Below are 21,134 nucleotides of genomic sequence, written 5' to 3'. Positions count from 1 at the left end.
GGCGCGGGCGAAAACCCGCGCCCCTGTTTCGTTTCGCCTATGGCATGTATTGCCCGCCATTCACGTCGAGGATCTGCCCCGTCACATAGGCGCTGAGCTTCGGCGAGCAGAGGAAGAGATAGGGGCCGACGCAATCCTCGGTCGTGCCGAGCCTGCCGAGCGGGATCGACGCCCTGAGCGAAGCCATGACCTCGGGCGGGGTGGTCGCGTGGAATGGCGTGTCGATCACACCGGGCGCCACCGCATTGACGCGGATGCCCAGCGGCGCGAATTCGCGCGCCATGCCACGGGTGACGGTATGGACATAGCCCTTGGCGGCGGCATAGAAGCCCGCGCCCGGACCGCCACCGTTCCGCCCGGCGATCGAGCCGGTATTGACGACCGCCGCCGCGCCCGAGACGCGCAGGAAGGGCAGGGCGGCATGGGTCACGCTGACGAGCGAGCGGCAGTTCAGGTCGAAGACCTCATTCGCGAGCCCGCCCCCGGCTGCGGCGAATGTCTGGCGGGATCCCATCGCACCGGCATTGTTGACAAGGATGTCGATGCCGCCCAAAGCCTCGGCGGCCCTTGCCACCAGCCCCTCGGCGGCGTCATCCGTCCTGAGATCGGCCTGGACCGCGACGGCCCGTCCGCCCTCTGCCTCGATCCGGGCGACCAATGCCTCGGCTGCCCCGGCGCTCTGGTTGTAATGCACCGCGACCGCCGCACCATGCCCGGCCAGCGCCTCGGCCACCCGATGGCCGATCCCCGAACTTGCCCCGGTCACCAGCGCCTTCAGGTCGCGAAATCCGAATACATCCGTCATGCAATCATCCTCGGTGAGAAAATTTCAGGTCCGTGAGGCGCGTCGAGTTCAGGCACCGCCCTTGCTCGCCTTGCCCTTCTTCTTCGCAAGGTTCAGCGCGATCGCCGCGCGAACGAGGGTCTGGAACGAGCTGGCGTCAATCGTCTCGCCCTCATGCAGGTCGATCGCGCGGCGGGTATTGCCCTCGAGGCTTGCGTTGAACAGTCCGTCCGGGTCGTCCAGAGAGGCGCCCTTGGCGAAGGTCAGCTTCACCACCGACTTGTAGGTTTCTCCGGTGCAGATGATCCCCTCGCGGGACCAGACCGGGACGCCGCGCCATTTCCATTCCTCGATGATGGCGGGGTCGCAATCGAGGATCAGCCTGCGGATATGGGCCAGCGTCTCGCCGCGCCAGTCGTTCAACTCATGGATGCGCCGGTCGATCAGCGCCGGGGCGTCCTCTCCGCTTTCCATATCAGCCATGTCACTCCCTCCCGATTGGCTCCGCCCAACCCTATCCACGGAAAGGCGGGGCTGTCATGCCCCGGATGCAGCTTCGCAATTCCCAAGTCCCAGCGGCTCTCCTAGAAGGGAGGCGGCCTGATGCGAGGCTGGAGCGGAGGGGAAATGCTGGAAACCGTCACCGACTGGGGCTGGGTCTATGACAATACCGGGAATATCCCGGACGGCACCTCATGGCCGGAGCGGTGGGTCGGGCCAGCGCGGGCCTTCCGCGAGGCGGTTGAGGCCGAGGGGCGCGCGCGGATGGGGCTTGCCTATGGGCCGGGGTCGCGCAACCGGCTCGACCTGTTCATGCCCATGGCGACGCCGCGCGGGCTGGTCGTCTATATTCATGGCGGTTTCTGGATGCAGTCCGACCGGAGCTTCTGGTCGCATCTGGCGGCGGGGCCGCTCCTCCATGGCTTTGCCGTGGCGGTTCCCGAATATTCGCTATGCCCGACCATCCGCATTACCGGCATCACGGCCGAGATCGGCGCGGCCATCACTGCCGCTGCCGGCATGGTGGCTGGTCCGATCCGGCTGGTCGGGCATTCGGCCGGGGGGCATCTGGCCAGCCGGATGGCTTGCATGGATGCGCCGCTGTCGCCGGAGATGCAGGCGCGCATCGCCGGGGTCGTCTCGATCTCGGGCCTTCACGACCTGCGCCCGCTTTTGCATGTCCCGCAATGCGCCCCCCTCGCGCTGGACGAGGCCGAGGCGCTTGCGGAAAGCCCGGCCTTGCTGCGGCCCGCGCCGGGAACGCGCCTCACCTGCTGGGTCGGCGGGGCGGAAACCTCCGAGTTCAGGCGGCAGAGCGCATTGCTTGCGAATATCTGGCTGGGGCTGGGTGCGGCGACCGAAGCGGTGGAGGAGGCGGGCCGGCATCATTTCGATATCGTCGACGGGCTGACGGATGCCGGGCATCCGCTGGTTCGGACCCTGCTGGATCTGGCTTGAATCGGGGCGATTTCGTCACATGTGCGTCACCCTTGGCGGGTATAGGCGGGGCAATAGTTCATGCCTCTTCTGACGATTTCCTTTCTGACCAATCCGTTAATGCGACAAGGCGCAGTCCGGGGCTTGCTGTCCCGGACTGCACTGTCCCGTTTCGACTGCCGATGGCCGGGTCGGGGCGCCAAGGGGCAGGCGGATCTTGCTCCGCAGGACATGCGGGCTGCGACATGGCAAAGCCGGTGCAAAATGCGCCGGGACGTCACCCGAGGTTGAAGTTCTGCTCGACCACCGCCTCCATCGAGACATGGCTGGAGGTATTGCTGATATGCGGCAGGACCGAGATCTTTTCGGCCAGGATCTGGCGGAAATGGGCCATGTCGCGCGACCGGATCTTCAAGAGATAGTCGCAGCCGCCAGCGATCATATAGCACTCCTCGACCTCGGGAATGGCGCGGACGGCGGTGTTGAACTGCTGCAACGCGGCCTCGCGCGTGTCGTTCATGCTGACCTCCAGATAGGTCACATTGGTCAGCCCCAGCTTCATCGGCGACAGGATCGCGCGATAGCCGGTGATCAGGCCGATTTCCTCCATATGCCGGATGCGCAGCGCCACCGGGGTCTTGGAAAGTCCGACCTTGCGCGCCAATTCTGCAATGGGAATACGCGCATTCCCGGTCAGCTCGGCCAGAATCCTGCGGTCGATGGTGTCCAGCTTGTCGTCCATGTCCATTTTTTCCGCAAAAAATGATCTATCCGCCTAGCCACTAGCGCAAGTTCGGACACATCGCCTAGCATCATTTTGCTATCTGTCCCTGATCGAATAATGGAGACCCCGATGCCCGATCTCAGCCCCGCCGTATTCTCGACCAAGGCCAAGTTCGCCGACGAGGCCGCGCTTTTGCAGGGGTTGGTCGCGCAGGCCGGGCTGGATGACAGGCAGCGCGCCGCCATTACCGCCCGCGCCGCCGATCTGGTGCGTCGCATCCGGGTCGAGGCGCGGCCGACGATGATGGAGCATTTCCTGGCCGAATACGGCCTGTCGACGCGCGAGGGTGTGGCGCTGATGTGTCTGGCCGAGGCGATGCTGCGCGTCCCCGACCGCCAGACCATCGACGCGCTGATCGAGGACAAGATCGCCCCATCGGACTGGGGCAGGCATCTGGGCGAGGCGTCGTCGAGCCTTGTCAACGCCTCGACCTGGGCCTTGATGCTGACCGGCAAGGTGCTGGACGACGATCAGGCGGGCACGCTGCGCCGCATGGTCCGCCGTTTGGGCGAGCCGGTGATCCGTTCCGCCGTCGGTCGCGCGATGAAGGAGATGGGGCGGCAATTCGTGCTGGGCCAGACCATCGACGCCGCGCTGGACCGCGCCGCCAAGCGCGAGGCGCAGGGTTTCACCTATAGCTATGACATGCTGGGCGAGGCGGCGATGACCGGCGCGGATGCCGCGTGTTATGACCGCGCCTATTCCGACGCCATCGCCTCGATCGCGAAAGCCTGCACCAAGGGCTCGGTCGAGGACAATCCCGGCATCTCGATCAAGCTATCCGCCCTCCATCCGCGCTATGAGGTCGCGCAGGAGGCCCGCGTCATGGCCGAGCTGGTGCCGGTGGTCCTGCGCCTTGCGCAGGCCGCCAAGGCCGCCGGCATGGGCATGAATATCGACGCCGAGGAGCAGGACCGGCTGGTCCTGTCCCTGAAGGTGATCGAGGCGGTGCTGTCCGACCCCTCGCTGGCCGGCTGGGACGGGTTCGGTGTCGTGGTGCAGGCCTATGGCAAGCGCGCCGGGCTGGTAATCGATTGGCTGCACAAGCTGGCCGGGCGGCTGGACCGCCGCATCATGGTCCGGCTGGTCAAGGGCGCCTATTGGGATACCGAGATCAAGCGCGCGCAGGTCGAGGGTTTTCCGGGCTTTCCGCTTTTCACCTCGAAGGTCGGAACCGATGTCAGCTATATCGCCAATGCCCGCAAGCTGATCGGCTATGCCGACCGGATCTATCCGCAATTCGCCACGCATAACGCGCAGACCGTGGCCGCCATTCTGGAAATGGCTGGCGATATCCGCTTTGAGTTCCAGCGCCTGCATGGCATGGGCGAGCGGCTGCATGACATCGTCCTGCGCGAGACGAAGGGGCGCTGCCGGATCTATGCCCCCGTCGGCGCGCATCGCGACCTGCTGGCCTATCTGGTGCGGCGACTGCTGGAAAACGGTGCGAACAGCAGCTTCGTGAACCAGATCGTCGATGAATCGATCACCCCCGAGGAGGTCGCCCGCGATCCCTTCGCCGCGCTCTCGACGGCGCGTCCGCCGCAATCCCTGCGCGCTCCGACGGACCTGTTCGGGGCGGGGCGGAGGAACTCTGCCGGCTGCGACCTGAATGACGAGGAGACGCTTGCCCGCCTCGACGCGGCCCGCGACCTGCCGATCCCCGATGCCTTGCCGCTGACCGTCACGGCGGCGACGGGCCAGATGCAGGACGTGGTGAACCCCGCGACCAGCGACCGGATCGCGCAGGTGATGATGGTCGATGCGGCGACGGCGGCGCGAGCCATCGACGACGCGCGGGTCTGGGACGTTCCCGCCGCCGAACGCGCGCGGGTGCTGCGCGCGGCCGCCGACCTTTACGAGGCGAATGCCGCGCGGATCTTTGGCATCCTCGGGCGCGAGGCCGGAAAATCCTTGGCCGATGCGGTGGCCGAGCTGCGCGAGGCGGTGGATTTCCTGCGCTACTACGCGGCCGAAGGCGAGAATTGTTCCGACGCCCCGCGCGGCATTGTCGCCGCGATCAGCCCGTGGAACTTTCCGCTGGCGATCTTCACCGGACAGATTGCGGCGGCGCTGATGGCCGGGAACGCGGTCATCGCCAAGCCGGCCGAGGCGACGCCTATCGTCGCGGCGCTTGGCGTGCAGCTTTTGCATCAGGCGGGCGTGCCGGTCGCGGCGCTGCAACTGCTGACCGGACGCGGCGGCGTGGTCGGCACGGCGATCAGCGCCGATCCGCGCGTGGCGGGCATGGTCTTTACCGGCTCGACCGCGACCGCGCAGACCATCGCCCGGAACATGGCCGCCCATCTGGCCCCCGGCACGCCGCTGATCGCCGAGACCGGCGGGCTGAACGCGATGATCGTGGATTCGACCGCGCTGCCCGAACAGGCGGTGCGGGATATCGTGGCCTCCTCGTTCAGGTCGGCGGGCCAGCGCTGCTCGGCCTTGCGCTGCCTTTACGTGCAGGAGGACATCGCCCCGCATCTGATTGAGATGATCAAGGGCGCGATGGATGAATTGCAGGTCGGCGATCCTTGGGAGCTTTCGACCGATGTGGGGCCGGTGATCGACCCCAAGGCGCAGAAGGAGATCGGAGAGTATCTGGAGGCCAATGCGGGCCGTGTCCTGCACAAGCTCGACGTGCCGGGGCAGGGGTTCTTCATCCCGCCGACATTGATGCGCGTGAACGGCATCAAGGATCTGGAGCGCGAGATCTTCGGCCCCGTCCTCCATGTCGCCACCTTCCGCAGCAATCAGCTGGGCAAGGTGATCTCCGATATCAACGCGCGCGGTTTCGGCCTGACCTTCGGGCTACACACCCGCATCGACAGCCGCGTGCAGGAGGTTTCGGACGCGATCCATGCCGGCAATATCTATGTGAACCGCAACCAGATCGGTGCGGTGGTCGGCAGCCAGCCCTTTGGCGGCGAGGGGCTGTCGGGCACCGGTCCCAAGGCGGGCGGGCCGCAATATGTGCCGCGTTTCTTCCGGGCTGCCGGTCCGGTGGCGCAGGCCGGAACGTGGCAGCATCAGGCTGACGAGGCGCGCCTCCGCGCCGCCTTGGGCGTGGACCAGCCAAAGCTGATCGAGGAACGCCTGATGCCCGGCCCGACCGGAGAGTTGAACCGCCTGTCCGCCCATGCCCGTTCTCCGCTGCTCTGCCTCGGGCCGGGCCGCGAGGCGGCCGAGGCGCAGGGTCGCGCGGTCGAGGCACTTGGGGGCTTTGCCATTGCGGCGGATGGCGCGCTGCCGCCCGAGGCGCTGACCCGGCTGCCGCAGCTTTCCGCGGTCCTCTGGTGGGGCGACGAGGCGCAGGGCCGGGCCTATGCGGCGGCACTGGCCGAACGGCAAGGGCCGATCGTGCCGCTGGTCACGGCGATGCCCGACCTCGCCCATGTCGCGCATGAGCGGCATCTTTGCGTCGATACCACCGCAGCTGGCGGCAATGCCGCGCTGCTGGCTGGCTAGTCCTGCGTGGAGCCGCCCATCTGGCGCGCCTTCCGGGTCGCGGCCTCCAGCGCGCGGGTGATGGAGGTCGAGAATCCCGCCGCCTCGGCCGCGTCCAGACCGGCGGCGGTGGTGCCGCGATAGTCGCGATAGGCGGCGAGCAGCGTCTCGGCTTCGCCGATCCGGCCAGCAAGCATGGCGGCGCCGCCACAGACCGCCGCCTCGGTCGCGCGCCATGCGATATGGTCGGGCACGCCCTGATCCCGCATGTAACCTGCCATCGCGACCGCCATCAGCGCCGGATAGGCCGCGCCCGAGCCGGGCAGCGCCGTCATCAGGTCGATCTGCGCCTCCTCGGGCAATTCGTCCGAGGTTCCGATTGCCGAAAGCAGCCTGATGACCGTCTCGCGGTCGGCTTCGGTCACATCCGCAGCGGCCCAGAAGGGGGAATAGGATGCCCCGATCTCGGCCGCCGCATTCGGCATGACCCGGACGATGCGCCCGCCCGAGCGTGAAAGATCGCGCGGACCGACCCCGGCCATGAAGGAGATGACCAGCTTGCCCGTTGCTTTCAGGTCCAGCGCGGGCCAGTCCTCCGGCCGGACGGAGACGACGATCACGTCTGACCGCCGGGCCAGATCCCGTGCATCTGCGGCCCATTCGACCTGATGCCCGTGATAATCCGGCCGCGGCCCGCTGCGGTTCAAAAGCAGCAACTCTCCCGGTGTCAGGATGCCCAGCGACAGCAGCCGCCGCCCCAGCGATGAGCCTAGCCATCCCGTTGCACCGATGATCCCTATGCGCATCGCGTCCCCTCTGTCTTCTCGCTCATGCAGTCACGAAGCCGGGCGCGTGACAATGGGCGTCACGCCGGTCCGGCCGCCTTGCGGATCCTTGCGTTGAAGCGGGCGATCTCCCTCGGCTGCGGCTCCTGATCCGCATAGATCCGCACATAGGCCGGGATGCGGGCGAGGCGGGTTTCGATATCCTCGCGCGCCTGCATCGAGATATAGCCGATCTGCACCAGATAGATGGTGCGGGCGCGGACATCGGCCTCGGCCGGATTGACGCCCCATTCCGTCAACATGCGGGTAAGGGCCAGCAGGCGGGCATCATCGGCGCTCCTGACCCGCGCGGCGACGTTGTCGTCCTGCAACGCCCAGCTTCGCATGGCGAATTCCAGCTTCGCGTCGAAGGCGGCTGACAGGAAGCAGGCCAGCACGTTCAGCATCGCTTCGGACCGGCTCTCGGCATATTCGGTCGTGGCCTCGACGAGGGGCCTTGTCGTCCGCTCCTCCCACCCGTCGAGAAGTGCGGCGAGGAGCGCCTCGCGATCCGCGAAGAACCAGTAAAAGCTGGTGCGTGAGAGGTTCAGCCGCTTGGCCAGCGGCAGGATCTTTACCGCGTCGATGCCGCCCTCGATCAACGCCTGATAGCCGGCCTCAAGCCAGCCCTCGCGCGATCCGCGCCAACCGCTCTCCAATGCCTTATCCATGCCTCGTTGATAGGGCGCAACCGGCTGGACGGCAAGAGGAATGTTCATTAGTGATTTCTAATTTGACACAAATGAACATTTTGCCGTTTCCTTCGGGCATCAGCATTCCACCCATCCAGGCAGAATCATGTCGAACGATCCGCTTCTCCAGCCGTTCCAGTTGAAGCACCTGACGCTTCGCAACCGGATCATGATTACCAGCCACGAGCCGGCCTATCCCGAGGACGGGATGCCCAAGGACCGTTACCGCGCCTATCATGTGGAACGCGCCAAGGCGGGGGTGGCGCTGACCATGACGGCGGGCTCGGCCTCGGTCTCGCGCGACAGTCCGCCGGTTTTCAACAATATCCTGGCCTGGAAGGACGAGGTCGTTGGCTGGATGAAGCAGCTGGTCGATGAATGCCACGATCACGGTGCCGCAGTGATGATCCAGCTGACCCATCTGGGCAGGCGGACGCGCTGGGACAAGGGCGACTGGCTGCCGGTCGTCGCGCCCAGCCACGAGCGTGAGGCCGCGCATCGCGCCTTTCCCAAGCGCCTAGAGGATTGGGACATCCAGCGCATCATCGGCGATTTCGCCGATGCGGCCGAGCGGATGAAGGTCGCAGGCGTCGATGGCATCGAGCTGGAAGCCTATGGTCATCTGCTCGAACAATTCTGGTCGCCGCTGACCAATGATCTGGAAGCGCCCTATGGCGGCAGCCTCGAGAACCGCCTGCGTTTCACCTTCGACGTGCTGCGCGCCATCCGCGAACGCTGTGGGCCGGAGTTCATCGTCGGCCTGCGCTATACCGGCGATCAGGTCCAGCCGGGCGGCATGACGGCGGATGAGGGGATGCAGGTCTCGCATATGCTGAAGGCGAGTGGGCTGGCCGATTTCCTGAACGTGGTCAGGGGCCATATCGACACCGATGCCGGCCTGACCGATGTGATCCCGGTGCAAGGGATGCGGAACGCGCCGCATCTGGAATTTGCCGGGCAGATCCGCAAGGCGACCAATTTCCCGACCTTTCACGCCGCCAAGATCCCCGACGTGCCGACCGCGCGCCATGCGATAGCGGCAGGGTTGCTCGACATGGTCGGGATGACGCGGGCGCATATCGCCGACCCGCATCTGGTCCGCAAGGTGATCGAGGGGCGCGAGGATGACATCCGCCCCTGCGTCGGCGCGAATTACTGCCTCGACCGGATCTATCAGGGCGGCATGGCCTTTTGCCTGCACAACGCCGCGACGGGCCGCGAGGAGACCATGCCCCATGTCATTCCTGCCGCCGGGACAAGGAAGCGCATCACCATCGTCGGGGCCGGTCCCGCGGGCATGGAGGCCGCCCGCGTCGCCGCTGAACGCGGCCATGCCGTCACCGTCTTCGAGGCCGCGGGCCAACCCGGCGGCCAAATCCGCCTGACCGCCCTGCAGGAGCGGCGGCGCGAGATGATCTCGATCATCGCCTGGCGGCAGGCCATGTGCGAGAAGCATGGCGTGATCTTCAGCTTCAACACCTATGCCGAGGCCGGTGACGTGCTGGCGACCGATCCCGACGAGGTGATCATCGCCACCGGCGGCCTGCCTCATACCGAGGTGCTGGCGAGCGGGAACGAGCTGGTCTGCTCGGCCTGGGACATCCTGTCGGGTGACGTGAAGCCGGGGCGGAACGTGCTGATCTATGACGATGCGGGCGATCATGCGGCGCTGCAAGCCGCCGACCTGATCGCCGCGACCGGCGCGAAGGTCGAGATCGTGACCCCCGACCGCGCCTTCTCGCCCGAGGTCATGGCGATGAATCTGGTGCCCTATATGCGCAGCTTGCAAAGGCTCGACACCACCTTCACCGTCACATGGCGGCTGCAATCGGTCGCGCGGGACGGGAACCAGCTTCGCGCGACGCTGGGCAGCGACTATGGCTTGGTGACGCGGGACCGCATCGTCGATCAGGTCGTGGTCAATCACGGCACCCGCCCGCTGGACGACCTATATTTCGACCTGAAACCGACCTCGTCGAACCTGGGCGAGGTCGATTACGAGGCGCTGATGACCGGCGGCTTGCAGAACGTCCGCAAGAACCCCGAGGGGGCCTTCCGCCTGTTCCGCATCGGCGATGCGGTCGCGGCGCGAAACACCCATGCCGCGATCTATGATGCGCTGCGGTTGGTCAAGGATCTCTGAAACCGCGACCCTCTGCGACCGGGACATACAAGGGGCAATGCCCCGGCCGCGTGCCGATATTGCGATCGTGGATTGCGCTTAATGACCTTATTATGTCATGCCTTGCATAGGCAATATCTTGCCATTGCAACAAGGCGGATGCTCTGGTCAACGAGGCCCGAGCGGGAGGAATCGTGGGAAAAAACTTGGCCAAGGCCAGAAACGACCTGACGTCGTTGATTGCAGAACTGGATTGGTCGACATGCCCGCTGGGGCCGATGGGCGAATGGCCCGATTGCCTGCGAACCGCGATAGACCTCGTCTTGCCGGCACATGCCCAGATCGTAATCTATGCGGGCGAGGATTACGTCGCGCTTTACAACGACGCCTATGCGCTGACGATCGGCAACAAGCACCCAAGGGCCCTCGGTCGACCCGCGCGCGAGGGCTGGGCCGAGTTATGGTCGGACCTTGAACCGCTGCTGCGGCAGGTCAGGACGACCGGAGAGACCGTCTCGGCCCAGGACCGGCCCTTCCATATCGACCGCCACGGCTATGTCGAAACGGCCTATTTCGACATTTCCTATTCACCGGTCAGGGACGCGGCGGGGACAATTCATGCGGTTCTCTGCATCGTCGCCGAGACGACCGAACGGGTGAAGGCGCTCGAGGCCGAGCGTCGCCTGTCGGCTATCGTCTCCTCCTCGACCGATGCGATTCTGGGCATGGACCTCAAGCAGCGGATCACCGCCTGGAACCGGGGGGCGGAGGCGCTTTACGGCTATGCCGAGCATGAGGTGCTGGGCCAGCACGTGACCCTTATCCTGCCGCCGGACCGCCCGAACGAGGAAGACCTGATCATGGCGCAGATCCTGGACGGGATCCGCATCGACACGCACGAGACGCAGCGCCGCCATAAGGATGGCAGCCTGATCGAGGTGTCGCTGACCGTCTCGCCGATCCATGACCGGGCCGGCCGCATCGTCGGCGCCTCGAAGATCGCGCGGGATATCAGCGGCAGGAAGAAGGCCGAGCGCCTGCAGCAGCTTCTGATGGGAGAACTCAAGCACCGGGTCAAGAACGTGCTGGCGACCGTGCAGGCGATCGCGAACCAGAGCTTTGGCGCGGCGGACCCGGACAAGTCCAAGACCTTCTCGGACCGCCTTCGGGCTTTGGCAATGGCCCATGATCTGCTGACGCAGAAGGATTGGGAAAGCGCGAGCCTGACTTCGATCACGAATGGCGTGGTGACGGCATTCGGTGCCGAGCGCTTCCGCATCCAGGGGCCGGAGATCCATCTTCCGCCCCGCGCCGTCGTCACCCTGTCGATGGCGATGCACGAACTGGCCACCAATGCCGCGAAATACGGTGCACTGTCGCAGCCCGAAGGGTCCGTGTCGATCGAATGGACCTATTGCCCGGACAAGGGCGCATTCGAGCTTGTCTGGCAGGAGACCGGCGGCCCGGCCGTGGAGGAGCCAGCCGATAGCGGTTTCGGCTCGATGCTGATCCGCGATGCCCTTGCCGCGGAACTGAATGGCGAGGTGGATCTCGACTTCCGCCCCGAGGGCGTGGTCTGCCGCATCCGCGCGCCGCTTCACGCAAGCTGGGAGTGACGCCGCCCCAGGCGGGGTGACGTCATCGGGCCGGCTGACCCCGCAGGGTCAGGCCGCGCCCAGTTCCGCCTTCAGCAGCCGCTCGATCTCGGGCAGCGGGTGGTTGGTCAGCGTCTTGGGAATCTCGGCTGCGACGCGGTCGGAAACCTCCTTGTGCATCTGCCCGCGAAGCTCGGCCAGAACCTGTGGCGCGGCGACCAGCACGATATGGGCGAAATCGCCATCATGGGCATAGCGGTAGAGCAGCTCGGCAAGATGGGTCGCGAAGCGGTCCTTCGCCAGCTGGTGCCAATCGGTATCCTCATAGGCCGAGCGCGCCGATCCGACGCTTTGTTGCTGACGGCCCGGCCTGTTGGCCGATTGCTCGCGATCCGGGGGATTGTCCTGCGCCTCCTCGTGGCGAAGCTTCAGGACCGGATATTCCCTGTCGCCCTCATTGACGAAAAACAGGGCCTTTTCGCCATCGGCGATCAGGAACCATGTGCCATTGCTCAATGCGTGATCAATCATCTCCGGTTCTCCGCGCGAGGGGGGAAGGTCTCGGCGACCTCCGCAACGTCGCACCTCAACCGCTTACCCCCGCAAGATGTTCCGCATGGGAACATCCCGCGCCTGCCGCCGTTCCAATCAGCGAGTCATCGGCAGGAGGGGTCGGTTGTCTGATGCAGAAATCGAAGTCGGGTCGCTTCGCGCGCTTGCCGAGGCCGAGGCGCAATGCACCCGCTGCCCCCTCTATCTGCCCGCGACACAGGTGGTGCCCGGAGAGGGAAACCGGCAGGCGCGGATGATGCTGGTGGGCGAGCAGCCCGGCGACAAGGAAGATCTTGCCGGCCGCCCCTTCGTCGGTCCGGCGGGACAATTGCTGGACCGCTGCCTTTCGGAAGCCGGGATCGAGCGGCGCGCGGTTTTCCTGACCAATGCGGTGAAGCATTTCAAGTTCCAGCCGCGCGGCAAGCGGCGCCTGCACAGCCGTCCGAATGCGGGAGAGATCGACCATTGCAATTGGTGGCTGGGGCAGGAGATGAAGCTGGTCGCCCCCGCGCTTCTGGTCGCGATGGGCGCGACCGCGCTGCGCAGCCTCTTTGGTCGTCCGGTCGCCGTCTCGTCGCTGCGGGGGAAGGCCGGGGCGGCCCCCGGCGGCACGCCGCTGGTCGCGACCGTCCACCCCTCTTTCCTGCTGCGCATCCGCGATTCCGCGGATCGAGACCGCGAGACGGGACTGTTCATCGCCGATCTGCGCCGGGCGCGGCAGCTTCTCGGGTCTGAAAAAGCGGGTTTGCGAGAGCGATGATCGCGCGCACTCTCCTGCAAGCGCGGCGCGGACCGCAAACTTTCCTGCAACGCTCGGCGCAGGGGCGGAGTTCTGGCACGGCGGGTGCATCGCGCCGCCCGCGAGCCGGGCGATGCCGACATCGCCGATCCCGTGACTGATCATGCGGCCCTTACCCGGCCTGCCCATACCGGAACCAAATGCGAGGAGCGCCAAGATGTCCCATCCGATCACTCAAGCCGAGGCGCGGTGCATCGCCTGCGAAAAGCTGTTGCAGGCTCTGCCCGGCCTTCTGGACGAGCAGGGATTGCAGCGCGTGCTGGACTGGCTGGAGGCGCGCCAGATCCTGCTGGACGGACAGGAGGATCCGGGCGCGGTCGAGACCGAGGGTCTCGCGCTCGAACTGGCCGTCGCCAACAGCTTTCACCGATTGGCCGAGGTCTTGCGCGGTGCGGGGCAGGCCGGAGGGAAATAGGCCTCCGGCCCACCGTGAATATCCCTAGGCCGGGTTCTTCATCTCGAATTCCGGCAGGGCCATCAACTGATCGCGGGTCCAGGGCAGATAGATCCGCAACTCGTCATCCTTGCGATAGGCCACGAGTTCCCCGATCGGAACAGCGACCCGATGTTCGCCCATGCCGAGGAAACCCCCGACATCGACTACGGCCTCGGTGATCTCCCCTGCGGCTGCGGCACCGTCCTTAGCGGCAGCCGCATCCTGCGTGGGCGGGGTCGTGGCGTCGGTCGGCGTCACCGTGGTGGCATCCGATCCCACATTCTTGATCGTCTCACCCTCGGCCGTCGCAGCGTCCCCGGTGGCGTCCGTTGCTGCGGTCCCGGCATTCGGATCGGGCGGGGGCGTGCCCGACATGTCGCCCGTCTCGTCCGTCACAGCAGGCGAGGTTGCGGGCGGCGCGTCGCTTGCCGCGTCAGCCGTGTCCGTTCCGCTGGTGGTCGTCGTCCCATTGGCGAAAACCAGACCGTGAACCTCGCCGATCCTTTCGCCGGTCGCGTCATAGACCGTCGCGCCGTCGAGGTTCTCGGCGCTGAAGACGACGTCCTCGGGGGTGAAACCCTCGGGCGGAGCGATCTCGGGCGGTGCCACTGCCGGCGCGGTAGCCGCCGGTGCGGCGGGCGGCGCGGGGTCGGCGGTCTGCGCATGAAGCCCCGCGCCGCTTACCAGCAGTGCCAGAGCGGTCGTCGTGAAAAGCCTGTTCATCCTCTCCTCCTTCGCGCAGGTCTGCGTGGGGGAAGCGAACCTGCGAATTGGCAGAATGTTCCCTCCCGTCCCCGGCGCAGGCAGATGAAGGCGCTTCGGCAAAGAAAAAGCCGGACCGCCACAAGGAACGGTCCGGCAGGTGGGGAAGGATGCGGCCGAAGCCGCGGGGGGATGGGGTCAGTTGGTGGCCAGCACCTCGGCACGCAGGCGGTGATAATGCTCGCGCGGCAGGGGGACGGCGTCGGGATTGCCCAGATCTTCCATCTTCACCCGATAGGTCTCACGCGCGGACCAGGCGGCGCTGGCGGCGATCACCGTGACCGCGAAGGCGATGGAACCCACGATCAGCGGCACATTGGTCGAGCCGGGCGGGGCGACGAAGGCGAAAAGCGCGGGCATAAGCGCGGTGATCGTGGTGCCGATATTCTGCGAGATCGCCATCGAGGAAACGCGGGTGCGGGTCGGGAACAGCTCGGGGTAGAAGCTGGGGAAGACCGCGTTATAGCCCTGATAGACCACGCCCCACATCAGCAGCGACATCAGGATCGCCAGCGGCACCGAATGGATCGAGATGGCGTAGAGATAACCGAAGGCGAGCAACCCCGATCCCAGCGCGCCGACGATGATCGGCGGGCGGCGGCCGATGCGGTCCGACAGATTGCCGACCAGCGGAATGACCGCGCAGGCGACGATATTGCCCATGACCGGGATCCACAGATAGACATCCTTGTGGAAGCCGACCCCATAGGCCGCCTGAACCGCATAGGCCGCGCCGAAGACCGTGGTGACGACGGGGATGGTGTTCATCAGCGACATGCAGATCACGCGGATCATGTCGGGCCAGCTGGTGCGGACCGCCTCGATCACGGGCGAGCGCGGGGTGGCGTGCGCGGCTTCCTCTTTCTGGAAGGCGGGGGTTTCCTCGACCTCGCGGCGGATGATCCAGCCCGCGATGATGACGACGAAGCTGAGGAGGAACGGCACGCGCCAGCCCCAGGAGTTGAACTGCTCCTCGGGCATGAAATGCGCGAGCGGCAGGAAGACGGCGGCGGCAAGGATCTGGCCCGCCTGCACGCCCTGCAGCGTGAAGCTGGCGAAGAAGCCGCGCCGTCCGAAGGGCGCGTGCTCCATCACCATCGAGCTTGCGCCGGAAATCTCGCCCGCGACGGCGAAACCCTGGACGAGGCGCAGGATCACCAGCAGGATCGGGGCAAGGATGCCGACCTGCGCATAGGTCGGCAGAAGGCCCACCAGCAGGGTCGAGAAGCCCATCAGGAACATGCACAGGATCAGCACGTTCTTGCGGCCATGGGTGTCGCCCCAATGGCCCAGCACGAAGGCGCCGACGGGGCGGGCGATATAGCCCACGCCATAGGTCGCAAGCGAGGCGATGATTGCGGTGCGCGGGTTCTCGGACGGGAAGAAGATCTGCGGGAACACCAGAGAGGCGGCGGTCGCGTAGATGAAGAAGTCGTAATATTCCAAGGCCGACCCGATCCAGCCGCTGGCGGCGGCCTTGCTCGACTGGCTTTTGGCCTTCGGGGTGAAGGCTTGCGAAGCGGTCATGATAACCTCCCTGAAGTTCTGGCGGCGGCTCCTCGGGCGTGCCCTGCCGGGACAAATCGTCGGTCGGGGACATAACGTCAAAGACCGTTTTTGCGGTTCGGTTAACGGGATGTTAATTCTCTGCCCAGCCTTCCCGGCGGGAACCGAGAAAGGCTGTTTTCTCAGGACGCTATCCTTGGGCGGCAAGATGGCGCGCAATCCGCCAGCCGAAGACGATCGCCGGTCCGATCGTGGTTCCGGGGCCGGGATAAGTGCCCCGGAAGATCGAGGAGGCGTCGTTTCCGCAGGCATAAAGCCCCTCGATCGGCTGCCCCGCCTCGTCCAGAACGCGCGATTCGACGTCGCAATTCAACCCGCCGCTGCCGGCCAGATCAATCGGCACCACGCGAAGGGCATAGAAGGGGGCCTTGTCGATCGGGCCGAGGCAGGGGTTGCCGGGGGCCTCGGCATCGCCGTTGAAGCGGTTCACCACCGAACTGCCGCGCCCGAAATCGGGGTCGGCGCCTGCCGCCGCATGGGCATTGCTGACGCGGACGCTTTCGGCAAGGCCGGCCGCGTCCACCCCGATCTTGCCCGCGAGCGCGGAAAGCGTGGGGGCGCTTTGCAGATAGCCGCGCCGCAGCAGGCGGCCAAGGCCGTGACCGCCCGGCAGCACCAGCCCAAGGCCATAGCGGCGAATGAAGCTGTCATCGACGACCAGCCACGCCTCGTCCAGCTTGGCGTGGATCATGCCCATGCAGAAATCGTGATAGCTGTCGGCCTCGTTGACGAAGCGGCGGCCGTCGCGCCCGACGGCGATCAGGCCGGGCTTGGCGCGGTCCAGCAGGATGTGCGGCCAGACCGAAACGCCGCCCTTGCCATCCTCGAGCAGCGAGCAGGGCATCCACAGCCCGGCGCTGTCGCAGCCGTCATCCAGCGCCGCGCCGGCGCGTGTCATGGCCAGTGTGATGCCGTCGCCGGTATTCCCCTCGGGCGATTGCGAGCGGGGGGCGATTTGGGCCGGGAACAGCTTCTGGCGCAGATCCCTGTTCCAGCCGATGCCGCCGGTGGCCAGCACCACGCCGCGTCGGGCATGAACGCGGCGCGGGCCGTCCGGGGTACGGATCACCGCGCCGATGACGCGCTGGCCGTCGCGGATGAAATCCTCGACGGCGCTGTCGAACCAGATCGGCACCCGCCTGCGGCGCAGGCTGAAGAGCAGCCGCGCCACCAGCGCGTTGCCCATCAGCAGGCGCGTGCCACGCGCATGACGCAACCGGTCGCGGCCATAACGCAGGACGTTTTTCGCGGCGGTCGTGAAATTCGCGGCGCTGGCCAGCGGATTCAGCATCGCGCCAACCTCGTTCCGGGCGACCATCATGCCGCCCAGCCCCATGAAAACGTCGCGGGGCGGGCGGACGCGTGCGAAATCCGCGCCGAGCAGCCTGCCGTCGAATTCGACCGGGGCCAGCGCCCGCCCGCCATAGGCCGAACCGGGACCGTCGAGATAGTCGGGATGCGCAGCGGCCGCGACGAAGCGCAACTCGCTGTTCCGCTCCAGATCGGCGATGGCTTCGGGGCCGGAGGCGAGGAAGGCTTGGCGCCGCGCGTCACCGCCGCGATTGCCGACGACATGGCGCAGGAAGGTCGCGGCATCCTCGGCGCTGTCAGGGACGCCCGCGCGCTGCGAAAGCTCGGTCCCTGGCACCCAGGTCGTCCCGCCCGAAGTCGAGGTGGTGCCGCCGACCATGCCGGTCTTTTCGCAAAGCAGTACCTCCAGCCCCGTGATGGCCCCGCTGAGCGCGGCGGTCATGCCGCCTGCGCCCGCGCCAATGACCAGCAGGTCAACCTCTTCGTCGAACGTCCCGCTTTTCATCAAATCGCCCCTCCCGTGATCTGCTGGCGGAAATTGGCATGGCTGATCAAAAAATGGAAGTGATTTTTATTATTGAATGTGATTCCATATTTTGAATGTCAAAGGAGGACGGAGATGACGGGAAACAAGGCCGCTGCGGGCGGGGCAAGGCGGGTGTTGCTGGTGGGGGGCTCGGGCTTCATCGGGCAGAGGGTGGCGGCGGCGCTGCTGGCCGAGGGGGTGGTTCCGCGCCTTTTTGACCTTGCGCCGGCGCTGGCCCGCATGACCCCGCCCGAGGGATGCGAGGTGGCGGCGGGCGATGTGACCGACGCGGCATCGCTTGCGGCGGCGGGGCAGGGGTGCTCGGGCATCGTGCATCTGGCGGGCCTGATGACCGTCGATTGCGCCCGCGACCCGGCGCTGGCGGTGCGGGTGAATGTCCTTGGCTCGACGCTGGTGCTCGAGCTGGCGCGCAGCCTTGGCGCCCCGGTCGCCTATCTCAGCAGCGCCGCGGTTTTCGGCCCCGAAAGCGCGGCGGTCCCGAACCCGATGTCGCTTTACGGCGTCACCAAGCTCGCGGTCGAGGGCGTGGCGCGGGTCTGGGCCGCCGATCACGGCGTCCCGAGCCTCGGCCTGCGCCCCTATATCGTCTACGGGCCGGGGATCAGCAGCGGCATCGCGGCGGGGCCGTCGATCGCGCTCGCCGCCTCGGTCCGGCGCGAGGCGGCGCTGATCCGCTTCTCGGGCCGGGTGGGCTTTGTCCATGTCGATGACGTGGCGCGCCTGCTGGCGGCCGCGATGATCCGGCCGATGCAGGGCGCGACGGTGCTGACCATGGCCGGCGACACGCGCGGGATGGAGGAGTTCACCGCCGAGCTTGCGCGGCAAAGCGGCTGGGACGGCATCGGGATCGAGGGCGCACCCCTGCGCATCCCCGCCGACCTCGCCTCGGACCCGGTGCCGGCGGGCCTTGGCCCCCAACCGGTCACGCGGATCGAGGAGGGCATTGCCCGGACGCTGGCCGAGCTGCGAGGGGCCTGAGGGAACCCCTCAGGCCGCGTCGCCGATATGACCGCCCAGGAAAAGCTGGCCGACGCGCGGATCGGCCAGCAGCTTCGGGGCCTCGTCGAACATCCGCGTCTGGCCCAGTTCCAGCACCAGCCCGTAATCGGACATGGCGAGGGCGGCCTTGGCATTCTGTTCCACCATCAGCACCGTCACGCCCTGATCGCGCAGCCGGATCAGGGTCTGGAACACCTCCTGCACCAGGTTCGGCGACAGCCCGATCGAGGGCTCGTCGATCAGGATGAGCTTCGGGTCCAACAGCAGGGCGCGGGCGATTTCCAGCTGCTTCTGCTGGCCGCCCGAAAGCTCGATCGCCTTCTGGTCCTTGCGCTGGCGCAGCATCGGGAACTGGTCCATCACCTGTTCGATCCGCTGGCGCAGCTTGCCCTGATCCTTGGCGGTGATGCCCCCCAGTTCGAGGTTGTGGAACACCGAAAGCTGCGGCACCACGTTGCGGCCCTGCGGGACATAGGTGACGCCCCGCGCGATCATCTCGGCCGGGCGCTTGCGGGTCACGTCCTCGCCCTCCAGCAGGATCTGGCCGGAATGGATGTTCAGAAGCCCGAAGATCGCCTTGAAAACGGTCGACTTGCCCGCGCCGTTCGGCCCGATCACCGTGGTGATCGAGGCTTTCGGGATGGTGAACGAGGTGCCGTTCAGGATGGTGATGCGGCCATAGCCGCCGGTGACGTCCCTGACTTCCAGCATGTCAGCCCCCCAGATAGGCGTCGATGACCGTCTGGTTCGACCGGATCTCGTCCGGCGAGCCTTCGGCGATGATCTCGCCCTGCGCCAGCACGATGATGCGGGTGCAAAGCGACATGACGAATTCCATATTGTGCTCGATCACGACGAAGGTGGTGCCGTGCTCGCGGTTATAGGTCAGCAGGCGCTCTTTCAGATGGGCGAGCATGGTCAGGTTCACCCCGCCCGCCGGCTCATCGAGCAGCACGATCCCCGGCCCGGCCATGAAGGCCATCGCTGCATCGACCAGCTTTTGCTGGCCATAGGACAGTGATCCGGCCTGCGTGTCGCGATAGGGGGTCAGGTGGAAGAACTCGATCAACTGCTCGGCCTTGCCGGTGAGCCCGGCATCGGACTTGCCGAACAGCCGCGATAGCATCGAGCCCTCATGCTCCTGCCCGGCAAGGATGACGTTGTCGAGAACGCTCATCTTCGGAAAGACCGAAAGCTGCTGGAAGGTCCGGCCGACGCCCATCAGCGACAGGTCGGCGGGACGGATGCCGTCGGTCGGGCGGCCCTCGATCTCGCAATGGCCGGAGCTGGGGCGCAGCTGGCCGAGGATGCAGTTGAACAGCGTCGACTTGCCCGAGCCGTTCGGCCCGATTAGGCCAAGGATCTCGCCCTTCTGCACATCGAAGCTGACGCCGTTCACCGCCTTGATGCCGCCGAAATGCTTCGAGATGTTGTGGACCGAGAGGATGGGTGCGTTCATAGCTGGAACCCCTTCTTCATGTCGCGCCGCTCCTCCTGTTTGGGGCGGAACTGATTCCAGATCCGCTGTCCCAGTCCGATCAGGCCGTTGGGCGAGAAGACCATCAGCACGATCACCAGCGCCGAATAGATGATGAGGTAATAGCCCTCGGTAAAGCGCAGCAGTTCGGGCAGCAGGATGACCACGGCGGCCCCGAGCATCGGCCCGAAGAAGAAGCCCGCGCCGCCGACCACCACCATCAAGAGCAGTTTCAGCGAATGGAACAGCGCAAAGCTGCCCGGCTCGATGAACTGCACCAGCGGGGTTTGCAGCGCGCCCGCAAGGCCGCCGAAGGCCGAGCCGATGGCGAAGGCCAGAAGCGTCTGGCGGCGGATCTTCAGCCCCAGCGATTCCGCGCGGATCGGGTTTTCCCGCAGCGCCTTGAAGGCCCGGCCCCAGGGCGAGCGCAGGATCCACCACATCACGAAGGCCGCGATCAGGAAGCAGACCAGCGTGAAGTAATAGAAGTTCAGGTTGCTGTCGGTGGAGAGGCCCAGAACCGAGGGGCGCGGCATCCCGACAAGGCCGAAGGAGCCGCCGGTGATCTCTTCTTCATTCCGCAGTACGAGGAACAGCAGGATGTTCGCGGCCAGCGTGACGAAGGCCAGGAAGTGGTGCTGCACCCGCAGCGCCGGCCAGCCGAGCAGCAGCCCTACCGCGAAGCATGAGGTGATCGACACCGCCACCGCCGCGATCCAGGGAATGCCCGCCAGCGTCATCAGCGCGGTGATATAGGCCCCGATCCCCATGAAGCCAGCCTGCGCAAGGCTGACCTGCCCGGCATAGCCCAGCGTCAGGTTCAGTCCCATCGCCGAGATCGAGAACAAGAGCCACGAGGTGAGCGTGTAGATGATGTAGTTGCCCTGCCCAAGCGGGGCCAGCGCCAGCGCGACGATGCCAAGCGCGATCAGGATCAGTCCGGTCCGGTTCATACCGCGCGTCCTTCCTTGGTGCCCAGAAGTCCCTGCGGACGCAGGAG

19 protein-coding genes are annotated in these 21,134 nt (G+C 66.3%); 7 read left to right on the top strand and 12 right to left on the bottom strand.

Annotation, left to right across the window (positions count from 1 at the left end; translation table 11 throughout):
• Positions 1–37: 37 nt before the first annotated feature.
• Both VNQ78_RS17135 and VNQ78_RS17130 read right to left on the bottom strand, forming a co-directional pair.
• Positions 38–805 (bottom strand): SDR family NAD(P)-dependent oxidoreductase, encoded by a 768-nt coding sequence (locus VNQ78_RS17135; protein ID WP_325692025.1) that lies wholly within the window; start codon positions 803–805, stop codon positions 38–40.
• A gap of 48 nt (positions 806–853) precedes the next feature.
• Complete coding sequence (locus tag VNQ78_RS17130) at positions 854–1,267, bottom strand: DUF1801 domain-containing protein (RefSeq protein ID WP_325692023.1); 414 nt, start codon at positions 1,265–1,267, stop codon at positions 854–856.
• Between the two features lie 144 nt (positions 1,268–1,411).
• On the opposite strand from VNQ78_RS17130, the gene VNQ78_RS17125 reads away from it, so the two are divergent.
• On the top strand, positions 1,412–2,242 hold the full coding sequence (locus VNQ78_RS17125; RefSeq protein ID WP_325692021.1) for an alpha/beta hydrolase: 831 nt from the start codon (positions 1,412–1,414) through the stop codon (positions 2,240–2,242).
• A 256-nt stretch (positions 2,243–2,498) separates the two neighbouring features.
• Here the strand turns inward: VNQ78_RS17125 and VNQ78_RS17120 are convergent, their stop codons facing one another.
• On the bottom strand, positions 2,499–2,963 hold the full coding sequence (locus tag VNQ78_RS17120; RefSeq protein ID WP_325692019.1) for an Lrp/AsnC family transcriptional regulator: 465 nt from the start codon (positions 2,961–2,963) through the stop codon (positions 2,499–2,501).
• Positions 2,964–3,074: 111 nt separating this feature from the next.
• On the opposite strand from VNQ78_RS17120, the gene putA reads away from it, so the two are divergent.
• A complete protein-coding gene (gene putA, locus VNQ78_RS17115; protein ID WP_325692017.1) occupies positions 3,075–6,473 on the top strand; it encodes a bifunctional proline dehydrogenase/L-glutamate gamma-semialdehyde dehydrogenase PutA in 3,399 nt (1,132 codons plus the stop codon).
• Here the strand turns inward: putA and VNQ78_RS17110 are convergent.
• The gene (locus tag VNQ78_RS17110) at positions 6,470–7,258 is read right to left on the bottom strand and encodes a pyrroline-5-carboxylate reductase family protein (RefSeq protein ID WP_325692015.1); all 789 of its coding nucleotides are present in this window, start codon (positions 7,256–7,258) and stop codon (positions 6,470–6,472) included. The genes putA and VNQ78_RS17110 overlap by 4 nt on opposite strands.
• Positions 7,259–7,317: 59 nt before the next feature.
• Positions 7,318–7,947 carry a TetR/AcrR family transcriptional regulator gene (locus VNQ78_RS17105; protein ID WP_325692041.1) on the bottom strand — a complete coding sequence of 210 codons (630 nt, stop codon included), beginning with the start codon at positions 7,945–7,947 and terminating at the stop codon, positions 7,318–7,320.
• A 127-nt stretch (positions 7,948–8,074) separates the two neighbouring features.
• On the opposite strand from VNQ78_RS17105, the gene hpbA reads away from it, so the two are divergent.
• On the top strand, positions 8,075–10,111 hold the full coding sequence (gene hpbA, locus VNQ78_RS17100; protein WP_325692013.1) for an N-methyl-L-proline N-demethylase HpbA: 2,037 nt from the start codon (positions 8,075–8,077) through the stop codon (positions 10,109–10,111).
• Between the two features lie 173 nt (positions 10,112–10,284).
• Positions 10,285–11,706, top strand: coding sequence for a PAS domain S-box protein (locus VNQ78_RS17095; protein ID WP_325692011.1), 1,422 nt, complete (start codon positions 10,285–10,287; stop codon positions 11,704–11,706).
• Between the two features lie 48 nt (positions 11,707–11,754).
• On the opposite strand, the gene VNQ78_RS17090 is transcribed toward VNQ78_RS17095, so the two are convergent.
• Positions 11,755–12,216 carry a host attachment family protein gene (locus VNQ78_RS17090; protein ID WP_325692009.1) on the bottom strand — a complete coding sequence of 154 codons (462 nt, stop codon included), beginning with the start codon at positions 12,214–12,216 and terminating at the stop codon, positions 11,755–11,757.
• Positions 12,217–12,292: 76 nt separating this feature from the next.
• Here VNQ78_RS17090 and VNQ78_RS17085 point away from each other — a divergent pair, with 76 nt between their 5' ends.
• Both VNQ78_RS17085 and VNQ78_RS17080 read left to right on the top strand, forming a co-directional pair.
• The gene (locus VNQ78_RS17085; protein WP_325692007.1) at positions 12,293–12,997 is read left to right on the top strand and encodes a UdgX family uracil-DNA binding protein; all 705 of its coding nucleotides are present in this window, start codon (positions 12,293–12,295) and stop codon (positions 12,995–12,997) included.
• Between the two features lie 196 nt (positions 12,998–13,193).
• Positions 13,194–13,451 (top strand): hypothetical protein, encoded by a 258-nt coding sequence (locus VNQ78_RS17080; protein WP_325692005.1) that lies wholly within the window; start codon positions 13,194–13,196, stop codon positions 13,449–13,451.
• A 24-nt stretch (positions 13,452–13,475) separates the two neighbouring features.
• On the opposite strand, the gene VNQ78_RS17075 is transcribed toward VNQ78_RS17080, so the two are convergent.
• The 3 genes from VNQ78_RS17075 to VNQ78_RS17065 form a co-directional block, all read right to left on the bottom strand.
• The gene (locus VNQ78_RS17075) at positions 13,476–14,195 is read right to left on the bottom strand and encodes a photosystem reaction center protein H (RefSeq protein ID WP_325692003.1); all 720 of its coding nucleotides are present in this window, start codon (positions 14,193–14,195) and stop codon (positions 13,476–13,478) included.
• A 177-nt stretch (positions 14,196–14,372) separates the two neighbouring features.
• Entirely contained in the window at positions 14,373–15,761 is a 1,389-nt protein-coding gene (locus tag VNQ78_RS17070; protein ID WP_325692001.1) for an MFS transporter, read from the bottom strand.
• A gap of 169 nt (positions 15,762–15,930) precedes the next feature.
• Complete coding sequence (locus VNQ78_RS17065; protein ID WP_325691999.1) at positions 15,931–17,616, bottom strand: FAD-binding protein; 1,686 nt, start codon at positions 17,614–17,616, stop codon at positions 15,931–15,933.
• Positions 17,617–17,730: 114 nt separating this feature from the next.
• On the opposite strand from VNQ78_RS17065, the gene VNQ78_RS17060 reads away from it, so the two are divergent.
• Positions 17,731–18,636 (top strand): NAD(P)-dependent oxidoreductase, encoded by a 906-nt coding sequence (locus VNQ78_RS17060; RefSeq protein WP_325691996.1) that lies wholly within the window; start codon positions 17,731–17,733, stop codon positions 18,634–18,636.
• 9 nt (positions 18,637–18,645) lie between these two features.
• Here the strand turns inward: VNQ78_RS17060 and VNQ78_RS17055 are convergent, their stop codons facing one another.
• From VNQ78_RS17055 to VNQ78_RS17045, 3 genes are read right to left on the bottom strand one after another with little or no spacing between them, the layout of a single operon-like run.
• A complete protein-coding gene (locus VNQ78_RS17055) occupies positions 18,646–19,368 on the bottom strand; it encodes an ABC transporter ATP-binding protein (RefSeq protein ID WP_325691994.1) in 723 nt (240 codons plus the stop codon).
• Position 19,369: 1 nt separating this feature from the next.
• Complete coding sequence (locus VNQ78_RS17050; protein WP_325691992.1) at positions 19,370–20,116, bottom strand: ABC transporter ATP-binding protein; 747 nt, start codon at positions 20,114–20,116, stop codon at positions 19,370–19,372.
• Positions 20,113–21,087 (bottom strand): branched-chain amino acid ABC transporter permease, encoded by a 975-nt coding sequence (locus tag VNQ78_RS17045; protein WP_325691990.1) that lies wholly within the window; start codon positions 21,085–21,087, stop codon positions 20,113–20,115. The genes VNQ78_RS17050 and VNQ78_RS17045 overlap by 4 nt, the downstream gene beginning before the upstream one ends.
• Positions 21,088–21,134 lie beyond the last annotated feature (47 nt).

It is taken from the genome of Paracoccus sp. (in: a-proteobacteria), assembly GCF_035556475.1.
In the GTDB taxonomy this organism is placed as follows: Bacteria; Pseudomonadota; Alphaproteobacteria; order Rhodobacterales; family Rhodobacteraceae; genus Paracoccus.
Note: the sequence above shows the minus strand (reverse complement) of the source record. Positions and strands in the feature narration are given on the sequence as shown.

Bases quoted from the DNA above. Each gene is read 5' to 3' on its own strand.
- VNQ78_RS17135 (WP_325692025.1), bottom strand. From the start codon at position 805: ATGACGGATGTATTCGGATTTCGCGACCTGAAGGCGCTGGTGACCGGG.
- VNQ78_RS17055 (WP_325691994.1), bottom strand. From the start codon at position 19,368: ATGCTGGAAGTCAGGGACGTCACCGGCGGCTATGGCCGCATCACCATC.
- VNQ78_RS17120 (WP_325692019.1), bottom strand. From the start codon at position 2,963: ATGGACGACAAGCTGGACACCATCGACCGCAGGATTCTGGCCGAGCTG.
- VNQ78_RS17050 (WP_325691992.1), bottom strand. From the start codon at position 20,116: ATGAACGCACCCATCCTCTCGGTCCACAACATCTCGAAGCATTTCGGC.
- VNQ78_RS17060 (WP_325691996.1), top strand. From the start codon at position 17,731: ATGACGGGAAACAAGGCCGCTGCGGGCGGGGCAAGGCGGGTGTTGCTG.
- VNQ78_RS17110 (WP_325692015.1), bottom strand. From the start codon at position 7,258: ATGCGCATAGGGATCATCGGTGCAACGGGATGGCTAGGCTCATCGCTG.
- VNQ78_RS17045 (WP_325691990.1), bottom strand. From the start codon at position 21,087: ATGAACCGGACCGGACTGATCCTGATCGCGCTTGGCATCGTCGCGCTG.
- VNQ78_RS17105 (WP_325692041.1), bottom strand. From the start codon at position 7,947: ATGGATAAGGCATTGGAGAGCGGTTGGCGCGGATCGCGCGAGGGCTGG.
- VNQ78_RS17075 (WP_325692003.1), bottom strand. From the start codon at position 14,195: ATGAACAGGCTTTTCACGACGACCGCTCTGGCACTGCTGGTAAGCGGC.
- hpbA (WP_325692013.1), top strand. From the start codon at position 8,075: ATGTCGAACGATCCGCTTCTCCAGCCGTTCCAGTTGAAGCACCTGACG.
- VNQ78_RS17085 (WP_325692007.1), top strand. From the start codon at position 12,293: ATGTTCCGCATGGGAACATCCCGCGCCTGCCGCCGTTCCAATCAGCGA.
- VNQ78_RS17080 (WP_325692005.1), top strand. From the start codon at position 13,194: ATGTCCCATCCGATCACTCAAGCCGAGGCGCGGTGCATCGCCTGCGAA.
- VNQ78_RS17125 (WP_325692021.1), top strand. From the start codon at position 1,412: ATGCTGGAAACCGTCACCGACTGGGGCTGGGTCTATGACAATACCGGG.
- VNQ78_RS17070 (WP_325692001.1), bottom strand. From the start codon at position 15,761: ATGACCGCTTCGCAAGCCTTCACCCCGAAGGCCAAAAGCCAGTCGAGC.
- VNQ78_RS17065 (WP_325691999.1), bottom strand. From the start codon at position 17,616: ATGAAAAGCGGGACGTTCGACGAAGAGGTTGACCTGCTGGTCATTGGC.
- putA (WP_325692017.1), top strand. From the start codon at position 3,075: ATGCCCGATCTCAGCCCCGCCGTATTCTCGACCAAGGCCAAGTTCGCC.
- VNQ78_RS17130 (WP_325692023.1), bottom strand. From the start codon at position 1,267: ATGGCTGATATGGAAAGCGGAGAGGACGCCCCGGCGCTGATCGACCGG.
- VNQ78_RS17090 (WP_325692009.1), bottom strand. From the start codon at position 12,216: ATGATTGATCACGCATTGAGCAATGGCACATGGTTCCTGATCGCCGAT.